We start from the raw sequence: 15,843 nt of genomic DNA, 5'->3' as shown, positions 1-15,843 counted from the left end.
TGTGTCGTTACCGGTAGTCCTCCGCATCCACGTCATACCCGGACGGCTCCCAGCGGATCGCCAGCAGCGACGCCAGGCCGATAAACGGCGCCAGCGCAATCACCCAGAAGACGGCGGTATCCAGCGACGCCACCAGCAGCGGGAACAGAAACAGCGACAGCGTCGAGCTGCTGCGCATCAGCGTCTGGTTGAGGCCCACGCCCACGCCGCGCAGCGAGGTCGGGTAGCTCAGGGAGGCGAACGTCATGGTATGCGCGCCCGGGCCGAAGCCCTGACCGAACAGGAAAAGCGCCAGCATCGCCACAGCAAGCACGCCTTCAGAGGCACCTTCCGGTCGGCCAATCAGCGCCAGGCCAAGCAATGCGACAAGCTGGCAGGCATAACCCGCCAGCGACATCCGCCAGGCGCCGAAGCGCGGCACGTAGCGTACCGCCAGCAGTCCGCCGACAAACGCGAACAGCAGGTTAAGCGCCAGCGAGATCAGAATGGTGGTCAGCATCGACTGGACAAAGAAACTGGAGATGATCACCGGCAGGCCAAACGCCACGGCGTTATAGGCAAACGACGAGACGACGGAAAGCAGCGTGGCGAGCGTCGTGCGGCGTAAGTAGATGCCGCGGAACAGGTTCAGATAGTTTGACCATTTCGCTTTATTCACGACGGGTGCGGGCTGGCCGAGCGCGTCCTGCGGCACGTGGGCATTGATGTTATACGACTGGCGTAAAATTGACGCCGCCTCTTTCAGGTTGCCCTGATTCGCCGCCCAGACCGGAGATTCGCTCATATAGCGGCTGCGGATGGCGATAATCACCAGCGCGGGCACTGCGCCAAAGCCGAGAATCAAACGCCACAGCCAGTCGCTGTGGCTTTCCGGCAGCACGGCGTAGAAGAAAAGCACCAGCAGGTAGGAAATGCTGATGGCGGCATACCAGGTGGGGCACCACATCGCGACGCTGGAGGCCTTATTTCCGGGCCCTTTTAGCCTGGCGAACTCGCTTAAAAACGCCATCGCCACGGGAAGGTCGATCCCGACCCCTAGCCCCATCACAAAGCGGGCGCCCGCGAGCACATATTCGTTCGGGGCCAGCGCACAGGCGATCGCTGCCACCACGAAGAACACCATATCAGCCATAAAAACGCGGTAGCGCCCGATTTTATCCGTGAGATAGCCGCCAAGCAGCGCCCCGACAATGGCGCCAAAGGTAATCGCCGAGGCCACCATACCGGTCCCGGCGGGCGTCAGGTTAAATTCGCGGGTGATGTCTTTAATGCCGAACGCCAGCGCGCCCAGATCGTAGGCATCGAGGAAAATACCGCCCAGCGCGATACTGACCACGATACGGGCGTTTGCCCGGCCCTGAGAGCCGTCATTAACGAGGCGTGATACGTCCGACGCGCTGCGCACCCACTGGATGTCGCCATCCGGGGTGCTTCCTGCCGTTGAAAGGGGAGTTGGTTCTGTGATTTCTGCCATTTTTCTTTTTGTGTGGTTGTGTTGTGTCTCTAACAGTTACCACAGGCAGAAGGTGACCAAAATCACATTTGGCTATAAGGCATAACTAACCCTTCGGAGCGTCTTTTTTCTTTCTCTTGAGCTTCGTCCAGATTTTGGTCTCCTGACGACGCCACAGGCGCTGGATATTGTCGTGATGACGCAGCAGGATAAGACACGAGAGCATCGACACCGGGAAGGTGAACTGGGGTTTGAACCACCAGACGTAGAACGGGGCGATCAGCGCGCTGACGATGGCGCCCAGCGACGAGTAGCCGCTCAGAAGAATGGTCAGAAGCCAGGTTCCGGCCATGACGCCGGTGAGATCCCAGCCGATAGGTGCAATCGCACCGAAGGCCGTCGCAACGCCTTTTCCGCCTTTAAAACCAAAGAAAATGGGCCAGATATGGCCAACGCAGGCAGCAATAGCAATGAGCCCCAGCCAGAACGGCGTAACGCCCAACGCATAGGCGCCCCAGACGGGCAGCATCCCTTTCAGAACATCAAAAATCAAAACCGCTACGGCTGCTCCCTTGCCGCCAATTCGTAGTACGTTGGTCGCCCCCGGATTCCCGGAACCATTTTCACGCGGGTCAGGTAACCCGGCAATGCGGCAGACCAGAATGGCGCTGGAGATTGAGCCGCAAAGATAGGCGAGGAGGATCATTCCAGGCGCGATTGCACTCATAACGCTGTTCCGTTTTGAAAATGTATCTGTATTCTCAGCATCTGTGGATAATACGCATAATTCGCCGGAAGTGGTATCCGGTTTAGCCAAAAAGCAGGCAGGTCGTGATGGATATTGTATTTATAGAGCAACTTTCGGTAATCACCACAATTGGTGTTTACGACTGGGAACAGACCATCGAGCAGAAGCTGGTGTTCGATATCGAAATGGGATGGGATAACCGCAAATCGGCAAAAAGCGATGACGTGAACGACTGTCTGAGCTATGCCGATATCAGTGAAGCGGTCATCGCCCACGTTGAAGGTCAACGTTTTGCGCTGGTCGAACGGGTGGCGGAAGAAGTCGCAGAATTGCTGTTGAAAAAATTCAATTCACCGTGGGTGCGCATCAAGCTGAGCAAGCCGGGAGCGGTGGTGCGCGCCGCCAACGTTGGCGTCATTATTGAGCGTGGCACAAATCTGAAAGGCAAGAATTAACGTCATAATTGCTAAACCATTTTAGGTTATACCGGTCTTAAAGCTGTATCTTTCACGGTAGCCGTTGGGGCGACCGTTTTTTTATATCTTTTTAGGGGTTTATAGATGAGCGATATGCACTCGCTGCTGGTGGCGGCAATACTGGGTGTGGTCGAAGGATTGACGGAGTTTTTGCCGGTCTCCAGTACGGGCCATATGATTATCGTTGGCCATCTGCTGGGCTTTGAAGGCGATACCGCAAAAACGTTTGAAGTGGTGATCCAGCTGGGGTCTATTCTGGCGGTGGTCGTAATGTTCTGGCGTCGCCTGTTTGGCCTGATCGGCATCCATTTTGGCCGTCCGCCTCAGCACGAGGGGGCCAGTAAAGGTCGTCTGTCACTGATCCATATTCTGCTTGGGATGATCCCTGCGGTGGTGCTGGGCCTGGTGTTCCACGACGCCATCAAATCGCTGTTTAACCCGATTAACGTAATGTACGCGCTGGTGGTGGGGGGCTTCCTGCTGATCGCCGCGGAAGTGCTGAAGCCAAAAACGCCGCGCGCGGAAGGTCTGGACGATATGACGTATCGTCAGGCGTTTATCATTGGTTGCTTCCAGTGTCTGGCGCTGTGGCCGGGCTTCTCTCGTTCAGGCGCAACCATCTCCGGCGGGATGCTGATGGGCGTAAGCCGTTACGCCGCCTCAGAGTTCTCGTTCCTGCTGGCGGTGCCGATGATGATGGGCGCCACCGTACTCGACGTCTATAAGAGCTATCACTTCCTGACGGCTGGCGACATTCCGATGTTCGCCGTCGGCTTCATCACCGCGTTTATCGTGGCGCTGATTGCCATTAAAACCTTCCTGCAGCTGATTAAGCGTATCTCGTTTATTCCGTTCGCGATCTATCGCTTTATCGTGGCGGCTGCGGTGTACGTGGTCTTCTTCTGACCGATGGCCCTCAGTCTTTCGGCTGAGGGCAATGCTTTTCCTTCCAGTCCGACACCGCCTGAATTCGCCGTTTCGTGAGCTCTTCGCGAATTTCCGGCCCTTTGAATCCCGCTTCGACAACGTCCTTCGTGGGCACCGCTTTCGCTACGTCCCAGGCTTTACGCAATAAACGTCCCTGCGGGTAATCGCACGCTTCAAACCCGGTACGACCGCGCACGTCAGCTTCGCTGGTGAGCGCGATTTGCTCGACGCGCTGGGGTTTGCGCCAGGCGTCGATGTTATCGAAAAGCTTAACGATGGTGGCCGGTTTCAGAATAGGGAAGGTGTGGATCAGATCGTGGAACTCGGCCACCAGTTTCGCCAGATCGCGGATCTCGTTCGGCACGCGCAGACGCTGGCACAGCCCCTCGACCAGCTTCACCCCCGCCGGGCCGTGCCCGTGGTGGCGAGGCCAGAATTCTTTTGGCGTTAGGCCTTTGCCGAGATCGTGGCACAGGGTGGAAAAGCGCACGTCCACCTCAGGGCTGAGCATGGCCGCCATGCTCAGGGTCATCAGCGTGTGTACGCCGGTATCAATTTCCGGGTGCCATTTTGCCGGGGCAGGTACGCCAAACAGCGCGTCTATTTCCGGGAACAGCACCTTCAGCGCGCCGCAGTCGCGCAGGACCTGGAAAAAGACCTGCGGGTTGCGCGTGGTGAGGGCATTTTCCGTCTCTTTCCAGACGCGCTCTGGCGTCAGGTGTTCAAGCTCGCCCGCCTCTGTCATGGCGGTCATCAGCGCCATTGTCTCATCGGCAATACGGAAACTGAGATGGGCGTAACGCGCGGCAAAGCGCGCCACGCGCAGCACGCGGAGCGGATCTTCAGAAAACGCCGGGGAAACGTGACGTAAAAGACGGTTGCGCAGATCGTCCTGACCGCCATAGGCGTCAACGATCTGCCCGTCCTCGTCCTGCGCCAGCGCGTTGATGGTGAGATCGCGGCGCAGAAGATCTTGCTCCAGCGTCACGTCCGGCGCGGCATAGCAGGTGAAGCCCGTATAGCCCGAGCCCGATTTCCGCTCGGTACGCGCCAGGGCATACTCTTCACGGCTTTTCGGGTGCAGGAACACGGGAAAATCGCGGCCTACCTGCTGGTAGCCCGCGTCGAGCATCTCTTCAGGGGTAGCGCCAACCACCACCCAGTCTTTATCTTTGACCGGCAGACCTAACAACGCATCACGTACCGCACCACCGACCAGATAACTCTTCACGCCCAACTCTCCCGTTTTCTCTTTTCCAGAATGATACGTAAGTCTGGCAGAGAAGACGAATTAGTTCATCCAGCGGTCTTTACGCTTGCGGCTTGGGATCAGATGCGGCAGGACCAGACCCAGCACCAGACCCACGCCCAGCACGCCGCCGCCATACATAAACCACTGCATGATGATGGTGCGCTGTTTGTCGTCGAGCTGCAGATTAGCGGCATTCACTTTCTTCTGTGCGACAATCAGCTCGTTTTTCAGTTTCTGGTTCTCTTCTTTCAGACCGTTAATCACCCCGTCGCTTTGCGCCACTTTCTGCTGCATTTCAGCGGTGCGCTGGTTCCAGGTGCCGTCGATGTTGTTCAGCTTATCGGTCAGAGTCTTCACCTGGTTTTCCAGATCGGGAACGCGCGTGCGCAGGCTTGGCACGGTGCTCAGCTCTTTCAGCGGGATCCAGGACGTACGGCCGGTACTGTCGCGAACCTGACCATAGTTGGTGTCCGCGTTGGTTTGTAACAGGGTGACTTCCTCGCCGGCATTCACCGTGCCCACGAGGCGATAATTATCTCCAGGGCCACTGCGTACCCAGGTGTTCAGTTCGTCAGAAACGTAACGCTTCTCTTCAGCGTGCACTGCGGTTGCGGCGCTAAAAGCGAGTAAAGTAAGTCCAATCAGGCGTAATTTAAGCATCATTAGTCGTTATTTTCATAAATAGTGGAACGATAGTAGTGGCAACAGTGTCTCTAGGCAAAGCATTCGTCAGCAATCAGAATCATCTGTGTCACGACTCTATACATTTACGCCCGACAAATTGCTCATTGCATGGCAATTTGGCGCAAAATACTATGTACTGACAAACAAATGGCGAGGAAGTTCGCCCTCATTGACGCGTCTGTGACGCCCGCAAAAGTACAAGGCTATGGCACAAGAAATCGAATTAAAGTTTATCGTCGAAAAAGACAGCGTTGACGCACTCCGCCAGCATCTGCATACGCTTTCCGGCGAACACCATGCACCGGTACAACTGCTTAATATCTATTACGAAACGCCAGACAACTGGCTGCGCCGCCACGATATGGGGCTGCGCATCCGCGGCGCGAGCGGGCGCTACGAGATGACGATGAAAATTGCCGGCCGCGTGGTCGGCGGTTTACATCAGCGCCCGGAATACAATATCGACATCAGCAAGCCAGAACTTGAGCTGGAACGTTTCCCGACGGAAGTCTGGCCGGATGGCGAACTGCCTTCCACGCTGGCGGAACAGGTGCAGCCGCTGTTCAGCACTGATTTCTGGCGCGAAAAATGGCTGGTGACGGAAGGCAAAAGCCGCATCGAAATCGCCCTCGATCTGGGCGACGTGAAGGCGGGTGAGTGCCAGGAACCGATTTGCGAACTCGAGCTTGAGCTGCTGGAAGGGGACGCGAATGACGTGCTGAAGCTGGCGCGCAGGCTGGTGAACCAGTCCGGACTGCGTCAGGGAAGCCTGAGTAAAGCCGCGCGGGGTTACCATCTGGCCGCCGGAAATGCGCCGCGCGTGCTGAAAGAGACGACCATCCTGCACGTTGCGCCGAAAGCCAGCGTTGAACAGGGCCTGGAAGCCGCGCTGGAGCTGGCGCTTTCTCAGTGGCAATACCATGAAGAGCTGTGGGTGCGAAATGTGAAAAACGCGAAATCCCACGTGCTGGCGGCGATTGCCCTGGTGCGCCATACCCTGACGCTCTTCGGCGGTATTGTTCCTCGCAAAGCGAGCGCTCACTTACGTGACCTGCTGACGCAAACCGAAACGCTGATGCTCTCCGACGTATCGGCGCAAACGGTGATCTACAGCCCGCAAGCCGCGACGGCAAAACTGGCGCTGACCGAGTTTCTGGTGACGCGCGGCTGGCGCGCCTTCCTGGATGCGAAAGCGGAAGCCAAAATCGCGGAAAACTTTAAGCGTTTCGCGGATATTCATCTTTCCCGTCATGCCGCCGAGCTGAAGAGTACCTTCGCGTATCCGCTCGGCGATCAGTATGGCGATCAGCTTCCCCGTCTGTCGCGCAACATCGACAGCATGCTGCTGCTTTCCGGCGCTTATGACGGCGTTAAAACCCAGGCCTGGCTGGAAAACTGGCAGGGGCTGAAGCATGCCATTGAAACCCGCCAGCATATTGAGATTGAGCATTTCCGTAACGAGGCCATTTCGCAGGAGCCGTTCTGGCTGCACAGCGGAAAACGTTAACTCTGGCAAGGAACCCCTATAATGCCGCTTTCTTCACCGTTACAGCAGCAGTGGCAGACCGTTTGCGAACGTCTGCCTGAGTCATTACCGGCGTCATCGTTAAGCGAGCAGGCGAAGAGCGTGCTCGCCTTCAGTGATTTTGTGCAGGAAAGCATCACCGCCAACCCGGACTGGCTGGCAGAGCTTGAGAACGCACCGCCGCAGGCGGACGAGTGGCGACAGTATGCCGGCTGGCTGCAAACCGCGCTCGAAGACGTTGCGGATGAAGCCACGCTGATGCGCGTCCTGCGCCAGTTCCGCCGTCGGGTGATGGTGCGCATTGCCTGGGCTCAGGCGCTGGAGCTGGTGAGCGAAGAGAGTACGCTGCAGCAGCTAAGCGAGCTGGCGCAAACGCTGATTGTCGCCGCGCGCGACTGGCTGTACGCCGCCTGCTGTAAAGAGTGGGGCACGCCGTGCAGCGAGGAAGGGGTTCCTCAGCCGCTGTTGATTCTGGGGATGGGCAAGCTGGGCGGCTGCGAGCTGAACTTCTCCTCCGACATCGACCTGATTTTTGCCTGGCCCGAGAACGGCTCCACGCGCGGCGGCCGTCGCGAGCTGGACAACGCCCAGTTCTTTACCCGTCTCGGTCAGCGTCTGATTAAGGCGCTGGATCAGCCGACGCAGGACGGTTTTGTTTACCGCGTGGACATGCGCCTGCGTCCGTTTGGCGACAGCGGACCGCTGGTGCTGAGCTTTGCCGCGCTGGAGGATTACTACCAGGAGCAGGGGCGCGACTGGGAGCGCTATGCGATGGTTAAAGCGCGGATTATGGGCGACAGCGACGACGCTTACGCCAACGAGCTGCGCGCCATGCTGCGCCCGTTTGTATTCCGTCGCTATATCGACTTCAGCGTGATCCAGTCCCTGCGTAATATGAAAGGGATGATCGCCCGTGAGGTGCGCCGTCGTGGTCTGAAGGACAACATCAAGCTCGGCGCGGGCGGCATCCGTGAAATCGAATTTATCGTTCAGGTCTTCCAGCTTATTCGCGGTGGTCGTGAGCCGTCCCTGCAGTCCCGCTCGCTTTTGCCGACGCTGAGCGCCATCGAGCAGCTGCACCTGCTGCCGGACGGCGACGCGCAAACCCTGCGCGAGGCCTATCTGTTCCTGCGTCGTCTGGAAAACCTGCTGCAAAGCATCAACGACGAACAGACCCAGACCCTGCCGGGCGATGACCTTAACCGGGCGCGCCTGGCCTGGGGCATGCGTGTGGACGACTGGGCGGCGTTAACCGAACGGCTGGATGCCCATATGGCAGGCGTGCGCCGCATCTTTAACGAGCTGATCGGTGATGACGAAAGTGAATCACCGGACGATGCCCTTTCCGAGCACTGGCGCGAGCTGTGGCAGGACGCGCTCCAGGAAGATGACACCACGCCGGTGCTGACGCACTTAACCGACGACGCCCGCCATCGCGTGGTGGCGCTGATCGCGGATTTCCGTCTTGAGCTGAACAAACGCGCCATCGGCCCGCGAGGTCGTCAGGTGCTGGATCACCTGATGCCGCACCTGCTGAGCGAGGTCTGCTCGCGGGCGGACGCGCCGGTGCCGCTGTCGCGCATGATGCCGCTGCTGAGCGGGATCATCACGCGTACCACGTATCTGGAACTCCTGAGCGAGTTTCCGGGGGCACTGAAGCACCTGATTACGCTCTGCGCCGCGTCGCCGATGGTGGCCAACAAGCTGGCGCGTTACCCGCTGCTGCTGGATGAGCTGCTCGACCCGAACACGCTGTATCAGCCAACGGCGACGGATGCCTACCGGGACGAGCTGCGTCAGTATCTGCTGCGCGTGCCGGAAGAGGACGAAGAGCAACAGCTGGAGGCGCTGCGCCAGTTTAAGCAGGCGCAGATGCTGCGCGTGGCGGCGGCTGACATCGCCGGAACGCTGCCGGTGATGAAAGTGAGCGATCACTTAACCTGGCTGGCAGAGGCGATCATCGACGCGGTGGTCCATCAGGCGTGGGTGCAGATGGTGGCGCGCTACGGCCAGCCGAAACATCTGGCCGAACGTGAAGGACGCGGCTTTGCGGTCGTGGGGTACGGCAAGCTTGGCGGCTGGGAGCTGGGCTATAGCTCCGATCTGGATTTAATCTTCCTGCACGACTGTCCGGTTGACGTAATGACCGACGGCGAGCGTGAAATTGACGGGCGCCAGTTCTACCTTCGCCTGGCGCAGCGCATTATGCATCTTTTCAGCACCCGCACCTCGTCGGGCATTTTGTATGAAGTGGATGCGCGCCTGCGTCCGTCCGGCGCGGCGGGCATGCTGGTGACCTCGACGGAGTCCTTCGCCGATTACCAGAAGAGTGAAGCCTGGACGTGGGAGCATCAGGCGCTGGTGCGCGCTCGCGTGGTGTACGGCGATCCGCAGCTCAAAACGCAGTTTGACGTCATCCGTAAGGACGTTCTGACGACGGTGCGAGAGGGCGCCACATTACAAACTGAAGTGCGCGAAATGCGCGAGAAAATGCGCGCGCATCTCGGCAATAAACACCGCGATCGCTTTGATATTAAAGCCGACGAGGGCGGGATTACCGATATTGAGTTCATTACCCAGTATCTGGTGCTGCTGCACGCCCACGACAAGCCGAAGCTGACGCGCTGGTCCGATAACGTGCGCATTCTGGAGCTGCTGGCGCAAAACGACATCATGGACGAGCAGGAGGCGCAGGCTTTAACCCGCGCCTACACGACGCTTCGCGATGAGCTTCATCACCTGGCGCTGCAGGAGCAACCGGGGCACGTGGCGCTGGACTGTTTTGCTCATGAACGTGCTCAGGTTACGGCCAGCTGGCAGAAGTGGCTGGTGGAACCGTGCGTAACAAATCAAGTGTGATATTATCGCGCGCAAATTGTGAATCTTTCTGGAGTCAGGAATGAAAGTAACACTGCCAGAGTTTGAACGTGCTGGGGTAATGGTTGTTGGGGATGTGATGCTGGATCGCTACTGGTATGGGCCTACCAGCCGCATCTCTCCGGAAGCACCGGTACCGGTGGTTAAGGTCGACACCATTGAAGAGCGTCCCGGCGGCGCGGCAAACGTGGCGATGAACATTGCCTCTCTGGGCGCGCAGTCGCGTCTGGTGGGCTTGACCGGCATCGACGATGCGGCGCGCGCGCTGAGCAAGTCGCTGGCGGACGTGAACGTGAAGTGCGACTTCGTCTCTGTTCCGACCCACCCAACGATTACGAAACTGCGCGTGCTGTCGCGCAACCAGCAGCTGATCCGCCTCGACTTTGAAGAAGGGTTCGAAGGCGTTGATCCTGAGCCGCTGCACGAGCGTATCAACCAGGCGCTGGGCAATATCGGCGCGCTGGTGCTGTCCGACTACGCCAAAGGCGCGCTGGCGAGCGTGCAAACGATGATTCAGCTGGCGCGTAAAGCCAACGTGCCGGTGCTGATCGACCCGAAAGGGACCGATTTTGAGCGCTATCGCGGCGCGACGCTGCTGACGCCAAACCTCTCCGAGTTTGAAGCGGTGGCGGGCAAATGCAAAACCGAGGACGAACTGGTTGAGCGCGGCATGAAGATCATTGCCGATTTCGAGCTGTCCGCGCTGCTGGTGACCCGCTCCGAGCAGGGGATGACGCTGCTGCAGCCGGGCAAAGCGCCGCTGCATATGCCAACCCAGGCGCAGGAAGTGTACGACGTGACCGGTGCCGGTGATACGGTGATCGGCGTGCTGGCGGCGACGCTGGCAGCAGGAAACTCGCTGGAAGAGGCGTGCTACTTCGCTAACGCCGCGGCGGGCGTGGTCGTCGGTAAACTCGGGACCTCAACCGTTTCGCCAATCGAGCTGGAAAACGCGGTGCGCGGTCGTGCGGATACCGGTTTTGGCGTCATGACCGAAGACGAGCTGAAGGTGGCCGTCGCCGCCGCGCGCAAGCGTGGTGAAAAAGTGGTGATGACCAACGGCGTGTTCGACATTCTGCACGCGGGCCACGTTTCGTATCTGGCGAACGCGCGCAAGCTGGGCGATCGCCTGATTGTGGCGGTTAACAGCGATGCATCGACGAAACGCCTGAAGGGCGAAACGCGTCCGGTGAACCCGCTCGAGCAGCGCATGATTGTGCTCGGCGCGCTGGAAGCGGTGGACTGGGTGGTGTCGTTTGAAGAAGATACCCCGCAGCGCCTGATTGCCGGCATTCTGCCGGACCTGCTGGTAAAAGGTGGGGATTACAAGCCGGAGCAAATCGCGGGTAGCGAAGAGGTCTGGGCCAACGGCGGCGAGGTGATGGTGCTCAACTTTGAGGACGGGTGCTCAACCACCAACATCATCAAGAAGATCCAGAAAGACAGTCAGTAAAAAACGGGCCAGCTGGCCCGTTTTTTTCTCCCTCTCCCTGTGGGAGAGGGCTGGGGTGAGGGCATCAGGCCGCACTTACTCCTGGTCATCCACCGGTGGAATGGCCGGTGCCGGCTTCACTTCTTCCGGCGCATGGCGGTTTTCCAGCTCGCTCAGACGCTGTTCCAGCAGCGCCAGCTTCTCGCGGGTGCGCAGCAGAACCTGGGTCTGCACGTCAAACTCTTCGCGGCTGACTAAATCAAGGCGAACCAACTGCGCCTGGAGCGTCTGGCGGATTTTCTTTTCTACGTCATCACCAAATTCACGAATGCCTTTTGGCATAGATTCATGAACCTGACGCGCGATCTGCTCAATTTTTTTCGGGTCAATCATTGGCGTTTCCCTTGATGGAAAAGTGTTAGTGTCCATTGTAGCGCGTCATGCCCGGGGTAAACAAAATTGTTTGATGCTTATGCATTGCCCAGGATAATCAATAGCGTTATAGTTATCTCGCTTATTCTCAGGGCGGGGCGAAATTCCCCACCGGCGGTAAATCAGCGTGACGCTGAAAGCCCGCGAGCGCTTTGGGTGAATACTCAAAGGTCAGCAGATCCGGTGTAATTCCGGGGCCGACGGTTAGAGTCCGGATGGGAGAGAGTAACGATCAAGTCGGGCATGGGCCCGCTCACGTTATCTTTTTGCCGCTTATACGGCGCTCCTAAGACTGCCCTGATTCTGGTAACCATAATGTTAATGAGGTTTTTTTACCATGAATCAGACGCTACTTTCCTCTTTTGGCACTTCAACTCAACGTGTTGAACATGCACTGGATGCACTGCGCGAAGGCCGCGGTGTGATGGTGCTTGACGATGAAAACCGTGAAAACGAAGGCGACATGATTTTCGCCGCCGAAAACATGACCGTTGAACAGATGGCGCTGACCATCCGTCACGGCAGCGGCATCGTATGCCTGTGTATTAATGAAGATCGTCGTAAGCAGCTCGATCTGCCGATGATGGTCGAAAACAACACCAGCGCCTTTGGTACCGGTTTTACCGTGACCATTGAAGCGGCGCATGGCGTGACCACAGGTGTGTCTGCGGCTGACCGTCTGACCACCGTACGTGCAGCGATTGCTGATGGTGCGAAGCCATCCGATCTGCACCGTCCAGGCCACGTCTTCCCACTGCGTGCGCAGGCGGGCGGCGTGTTGACCCGCGGTGGTCACACCGAAGCGACGATCGACCTGGTGACGCTGGCTGGCTTCAAACCTGCTGGCGTGCTGTGCGAACTGACCAACGATGACGGCACCATGGCGCGCGCGCCGGAATGCATTACCTTTGCCCGCCTGCACAACATGCCGGTGGTCACGATTGAAGATCTGGTTGAGTATCGCCAGGCGCACGAGCGCAAAGCCAGCTGAAAATAAAAACGCCGGGATATCCCGGCGTTTTTTTACCCGATTCCTGCGGTCTGCAGCAGAACCAGACTTAATCCCATCACCGACATTCCGCACAGCACGCCATAGCTGGGGTTGTTGTTAGGATCGATCTCCTTCGCCAGCGGCATCAGTTCATCCACCGAAAGCGCAACCATGATCCCGGCTACCGCGGCCATAATCGCCGCCATCACTACCGGAGAGACCAGGCTACCAAGGATCAGCCAGGCCAGTACGCCGCCAAGGATTTCGGCCATCCCGGAAATGCCCGCCCAGAACACCGCGGTGCGTTTCGATCCCGTTGCGGCATACACGGGTCCGGCGACGGCCAGTCCTTCAGGAATATTGTGTAAGGCGACCGCCAGTGCGATGCCAAAGCCCATCTCAAGATTGCTGCTGGCCGTCACGTAGGTAGCGACCCCTTCCGGGAAGTTGTGCAGGCTGATGCCAAGCGTTAACAGCACGGCGGTACGCTTGATATTGCGCGGCATGGGCGTCACGTTTTTCTGCATTAAATCCTGCGGATGCGCGTGCGGTAGCATCCGATCGAGGGCAAAGTATCCCAGCAGGCCAAAGACAAACATGCCGTAGCCCAGCAGCGGAGACATGCCTTCCGTGCCCAGCGCGGCAGGCAGCATCTCCATCAGGGAGATGAGCAGCATGATCCCGGCAGCAAAGCCCAGTGAAAAGGCCAGTACGCGGTTAGAGGGCTTTTGGCCGAGCACGCCGAGGAGCGCACCGATGAAGGTCGCGGCGCCCGCCAGTATGGTCAGGATCAGGGGGACTGACATGCATTGCTCCTTATGATAATCATTCTCATTAATATAAATGATTCATTTCTGGCAAAGCGAGGGTGAAAACCCGGCTTTACACATTCCTTACATTCAAATTTCCTGATGATGATCTTCACGCTTATCTGCGTTCATCTTTGCCGGATTGCGCGTAATGTAGCACCATTAAATTGACACCTTCTGTAAGGATATCACCATGACTTCTTCCCGTATGCCAGCCCTGTTTTTAGGCCACGGTAGCCCAATGAACGTTCTGGAAGACAACGTCTATACCCGCGCCTGGCGTCATCTTGGCGAGACGTTGCCGCGTCCGAAAGCGATCGTGGTGGTGTCTGCACACTGGTTTACCCGTGGGACGGGCGTGACCGCCATGGAAGCGCCAAAAACCATTCATGATTTTGGCGGCTTCCCGCAGGCACTGTACAACACGCATTATCCGGCCCCCGGCTCGCCTGAGCTGGCGCAAAAGCTGGTAGAGTTGCTGGCACCTGTCCCTGTGACGCTGGATAAAGAAGCCTGGGGCTTTGACCATGGCTCCTGGGGAGTGCTGATTAAAATGTATCCTGACGCGGATATCCCGATGGTGCAGTTGAGCATCGACAGCACTAAACCGGCGGCCTGGCATCTGGAGATGGGGCGTAAGCTGGCAACCCTGCGTGATGAAGGCATCATGCTGGTGGCGAGCGGCAACGTGGTGCATAACCTGCGTACCGCACGCTGGCACGGTGAGAACACGCCGTACCCGTGGGCAACCTCTTTTAACGACTACGTCAAAGCGAACCTGACCTGGCAAGGCCCGCTTGAGGAGCATCCGCTGGTGAACTATCTGGATCATGATGGCGGTTCGCTCTCTAACCCGACGCCGGAACACTTCCTGCCGCTGCTGTACGTTCTTGGCGCGTGGGATGGTCAGGAACCGGTGACGATCCCGGTCGACGGTATTGAGATGGGCAGTCTGAGTATGCTGTCGGTGCAGGTGGGATAATAAAAGCAAAACGGCAACCTCAGGTTGCCGTTTTTAGTGTTTGCACCCTCTCCCTGTGGGAGAGGGGCGGGGTGAGGGCATCAGGCTGCGGCCTATTCGACAAAAATGTGCGGATAAAACCGTGACAGATCCTGCGTGATCAGCGCGCGATCTTCGCGAATGCCAATCCCGGCCGGTTGATCGTTGATGAGCCAGCTGCCAATCAGGGTATAACTGTCGCCAAATTTCGGGAGTTGATAGAACTCCTGGACGATCATCCCTTCTTCGCCGTATGGCCCTTCAACCGCTTCCAGCGTCTTGCCGTTTTCGATAATCGAGACGTTTGCGCCTTCGCGGGAGAAGATCGGCTTAACAACGTATTTTTCCATTTGCGGGTAATCATCTTCCGCAAAATAGGCTGGCAGCAGGTTCGGGTGGTTCGGGAACATCTCCCAGAGCATCGGCAGCAGGGCTTTGTTAGAGATGATGCTCTTCCAGGCCGGCTCCAGCCAGCGTACGCCAGCATCTTCCAGCTTGGTGGAGAACATCTCGCGCAGCATGTATTCCCACGGGTAGAGCTTGAACAGGTTGCTTATCACCTGGTCCTGCATATCCGTAAACTGACCTTTTTCACCCAAGCCGATATCCTCGATATAGAGGAACTCGGTCGCCACTTCCGCTTCGGCGGCGCAGTCCTGCAGATATTGAACCGTGCCACGGTCTTCTTCCGTGTCGCGGCAGCAGGCGAGATGGAGCAGGTTAAAGCCATGCTGTTCACGCAGCTCGGCAAAACGCTCAATCAGCTTTTCCTGCAGGCTGTTAAACTGGTCGCTGCCTTCCGGCAGGTTTCCGGCATTGGCCTGGTCTTCCAGCCAGATCCACTGGAAGAACGCCGCTTCATACAGAGAGGTTGGCGTATCGGCGTTGTTTTCCAGAAGCTTCGGTTCACCTTTGCCGTCCCACGCCAGATCCAGGCGAGAGTAAAGCGAAGGCTGATTCGTTTTCCACGACTGGCGCACAAAGCCCCATGTGTGCTTCGGAATGCGGAACTTTGCCATCAGCTCGTCGCTGTCGATGACCTTTTCCACGACCTTCAGGCACATCTGGTGCAGCTCGGCCGTCACCTCTTCCAGTTTTTCCACCTGAGCCAGCGTGAGCTTGTAATAGGCGTCTTCACACCAGTACGGCTCGCCGTACATGGTGTGGAAGTTAAAACCGTACTCGGTGGCTTTTTCGCGCCAGTCCGGGCGCTCGGTGATACTGACTCGTTCCATGA

General features: G+C 58.0%; 14 protein-coding genes and 1 riboswitch. Of the genes, 7 read left to right on the top strand and 7 right to left on the bottom strand.

The window, feature by feature from the left end; all coding sequences use genetic code 11:
• Positions 1–7: 7 nt before the first annotated feature.
• Both AC27FC_RS18185 and plsY read right to left on the bottom strand, forming a co-directional pair.
• Entirely contained in the window at positions 8–1,474 is a 1,467-nt protein-coding gene (locus AC27FC_RS18185; protein WP_048979127.1) for an MFS transporter, read from the bottom strand.
• 85 nt (positions 1,475–1,559) lie between these two features.
• Complete coding sequence (gene plsY, locus AC27FC_RS18180) at positions 1,560–2,180, bottom strand: glycerol-3-phosphate 1-O-acyltransferase PlsY (RefSeq protein WP_048974922.1); 621 nt, start codon at positions 2,178–2,180, stop codon at positions 1,560–1,562.
• Positions 2,181–2,287: 107 nt separating this feature from the next.
• On the opposite strand from plsY, the gene folB reads away from it, so the two are divergent.
• Entirely contained in the window at positions 2,288–2,656 is a 369-nt protein-coding gene (gene folB / locus AC27FC_RS18175) for a bifunctional dihydroneopterin aldolase/7,8-dihydroneopterin epimerase (RefSeq protein ID WP_094935302.1), read from the top strand.
• A gap of 105 nt (positions 2,657–2,761) precedes the next feature.
• On the top strand, positions 2,762–3,583 hold the full coding sequence (gene bacA, locus AC27FC_RS18170) for an undecaprenyl-diphosphate phosphatase (protein ID WP_033146670.1): 822 nt from the start codon (positions 2,762–2,764) through the stop codon (positions 3,581–3,583).
• A 10-nt stretch (positions 3,584–3,593) separates the two neighbouring features.
• Here the strand turns inward: bacA and AC27FC_RS18165 are convergent, their stop codons facing one another.
• On the bottom strand, positions 3,594–4,835 hold the full coding sequence (locus AC27FC_RS18165; RefSeq protein WP_039263025.1) for a multifunctional CCA addition/repair protein: 1,242 nt from the start codon (positions 4,833–4,835) through the stop codon (positions 3,594–3,596).
• 60 nt (positions 4,836–4,895) lie between these two features.
• Complete coding sequence (locus AC27FC_RS18160; protein ID WP_024906484.1) at positions 4,896–5,516, bottom strand: TIGR04211 family SH3 domain-containing protein; 621 nt, start codon at positions 5,514–5,516, stop codon at positions 4,896–4,898.
• Positions 5,517–5,745: 229 nt separating this feature from the next.
• Between AC27FC_RS18160 and AC27FC_RS18155 the strand changes: the two genes are divergently transcribed.
• From AC27FC_RS18155 to hldE, 3 genes are read left to right on the top strand one after another with little or no spacing between them, the layout of a single operon-like run.
• On the top strand, positions 5,746–7,047 hold the full coding sequence (locus AC27FC_RS18155) for a CYTH domain-containing protein (RefSeq protein ID WP_094935303.1): 1,302 nt from the start codon (positions 5,746–5,748) through the stop codon (positions 7,045–7,047).
• 21 nt (positions 7,048–7,068) lie between these two features.
• Positions 7,069–9,924 (top strand): bifunctional [glutamate--ammonia ligase]-adenylyl-L-tyrosine phosphorylase/[glutamate--ammonia-ligase] adenylyltransferase, encoded by a 2,856-nt coding sequence (glnE, locus tag AC27FC_RS18150; RefSeq protein ID WP_094935304.1) that lies wholly within the window; start codon positions 7,069–7,071, stop codon positions 9,922–9,924.
• Between the two features lie 40 nt (positions 9,925–9,964).
• Entirely contained in the window at positions 9,965–11,395 is a 1,431-nt protein-coding gene (hldE, locus tag AC27FC_RS18145; RefSeq protein ID WP_048979123.1) for a bifunctional D-glycero-beta-D-manno-heptose-7-phosphate kinase/D-glycero-beta-D-manno-heptose 1-phosphate adenylyltransferase HldE, read from the top strand.
• A gap of 75 nt (positions 11,396–11,470) precedes the next feature.
• Here hldE and ubiK read toward each other — a convergent pair whose 3' ends face one another.
• A complete protein-coding gene (gene ubiK / locus AC27FC_RS18140) occupies positions 11,471–11,767 on the bottom strand; it encodes a ubiquinone biosynthesis accessory factor UbiK (protein ID WP_064673321.1) in 297 nt (98 codons plus the stop codon).
• Between the two features lie 119 nt (positions 11,768–11,886).
• A riboswitch (FMN riboswitch) is annotated at positions 11,887–12,037 on the top strand.
• A 106-nt stretch (positions 12,038–12,143) separates the two neighbouring features.
• Between ubiK and ribB the strand changes: the two genes are divergently transcribed.
• Complete coding sequence (gene ribB, locus AC27FC_RS18135; RefSeq protein WP_023309208.1) at positions 12,144–12,797, top strand: 3,4-dihydroxy-2-butanone-4-phosphate synthase; 654 nt, start codon at positions 12,144–12,146, stop codon at positions 12,795–12,797.
• A gap of 32 nt (positions 12,798–12,829) precedes the next feature.
• On the opposite strand, the gene zupT is transcribed toward ribB, so the two are convergent.
• On the bottom strand, positions 12,830–13,603 hold the full coding sequence (zupT, locus tag AC27FC_RS18130) for a zinc transporter ZupT (RefSeq protein ID WP_033146665.1): 774 nt from the start codon (positions 13,601–13,603) through the stop codon (positions 12,830–12,832).
• A 196-nt stretch (positions 13,604–13,799) separates the two neighbouring features.
• Between zupT and ygiD the strand changes: the two genes are divergently transcribed.
• Positions 13,800–14,588 carry a 4,5-DOPA-extradiol-dioxygenase gene (gene ygiD, locus AC27FC_RS18125; protein ID WP_094935306.1) on the top strand — a complete coding sequence of 263 codons (789 nt, stop codon included), beginning with the start codon at positions 13,800–13,802 and terminating at the stop codon, positions 14,586–14,588.
• Positions 14,589–14,680: 92 nt separating this feature from the next.
• Here ygiD and AC27FC_RS18120 read toward each other — a convergent pair whose 3' ends face one another.
• Positions 14,681–15,841 (bottom strand): glutathionylspermidine synthase family protein, encoded by a 1,161-nt coding sequence (locus AC27FC_RS18120; protein ID WP_029740694.1) that lies wholly within the window; start codon positions 15,839–15,841, stop codon positions 14,681–14,683.
• Between the last annotated feature and the right edge of the window lie 2 nt (positions 15,842–15,843).

The organism is Enterobacter sp. C3_dUdeg (assembly GCF_057536195.1).
This window is presented reverse-complemented; position numbering and strand designations above follow the sequence as displayed.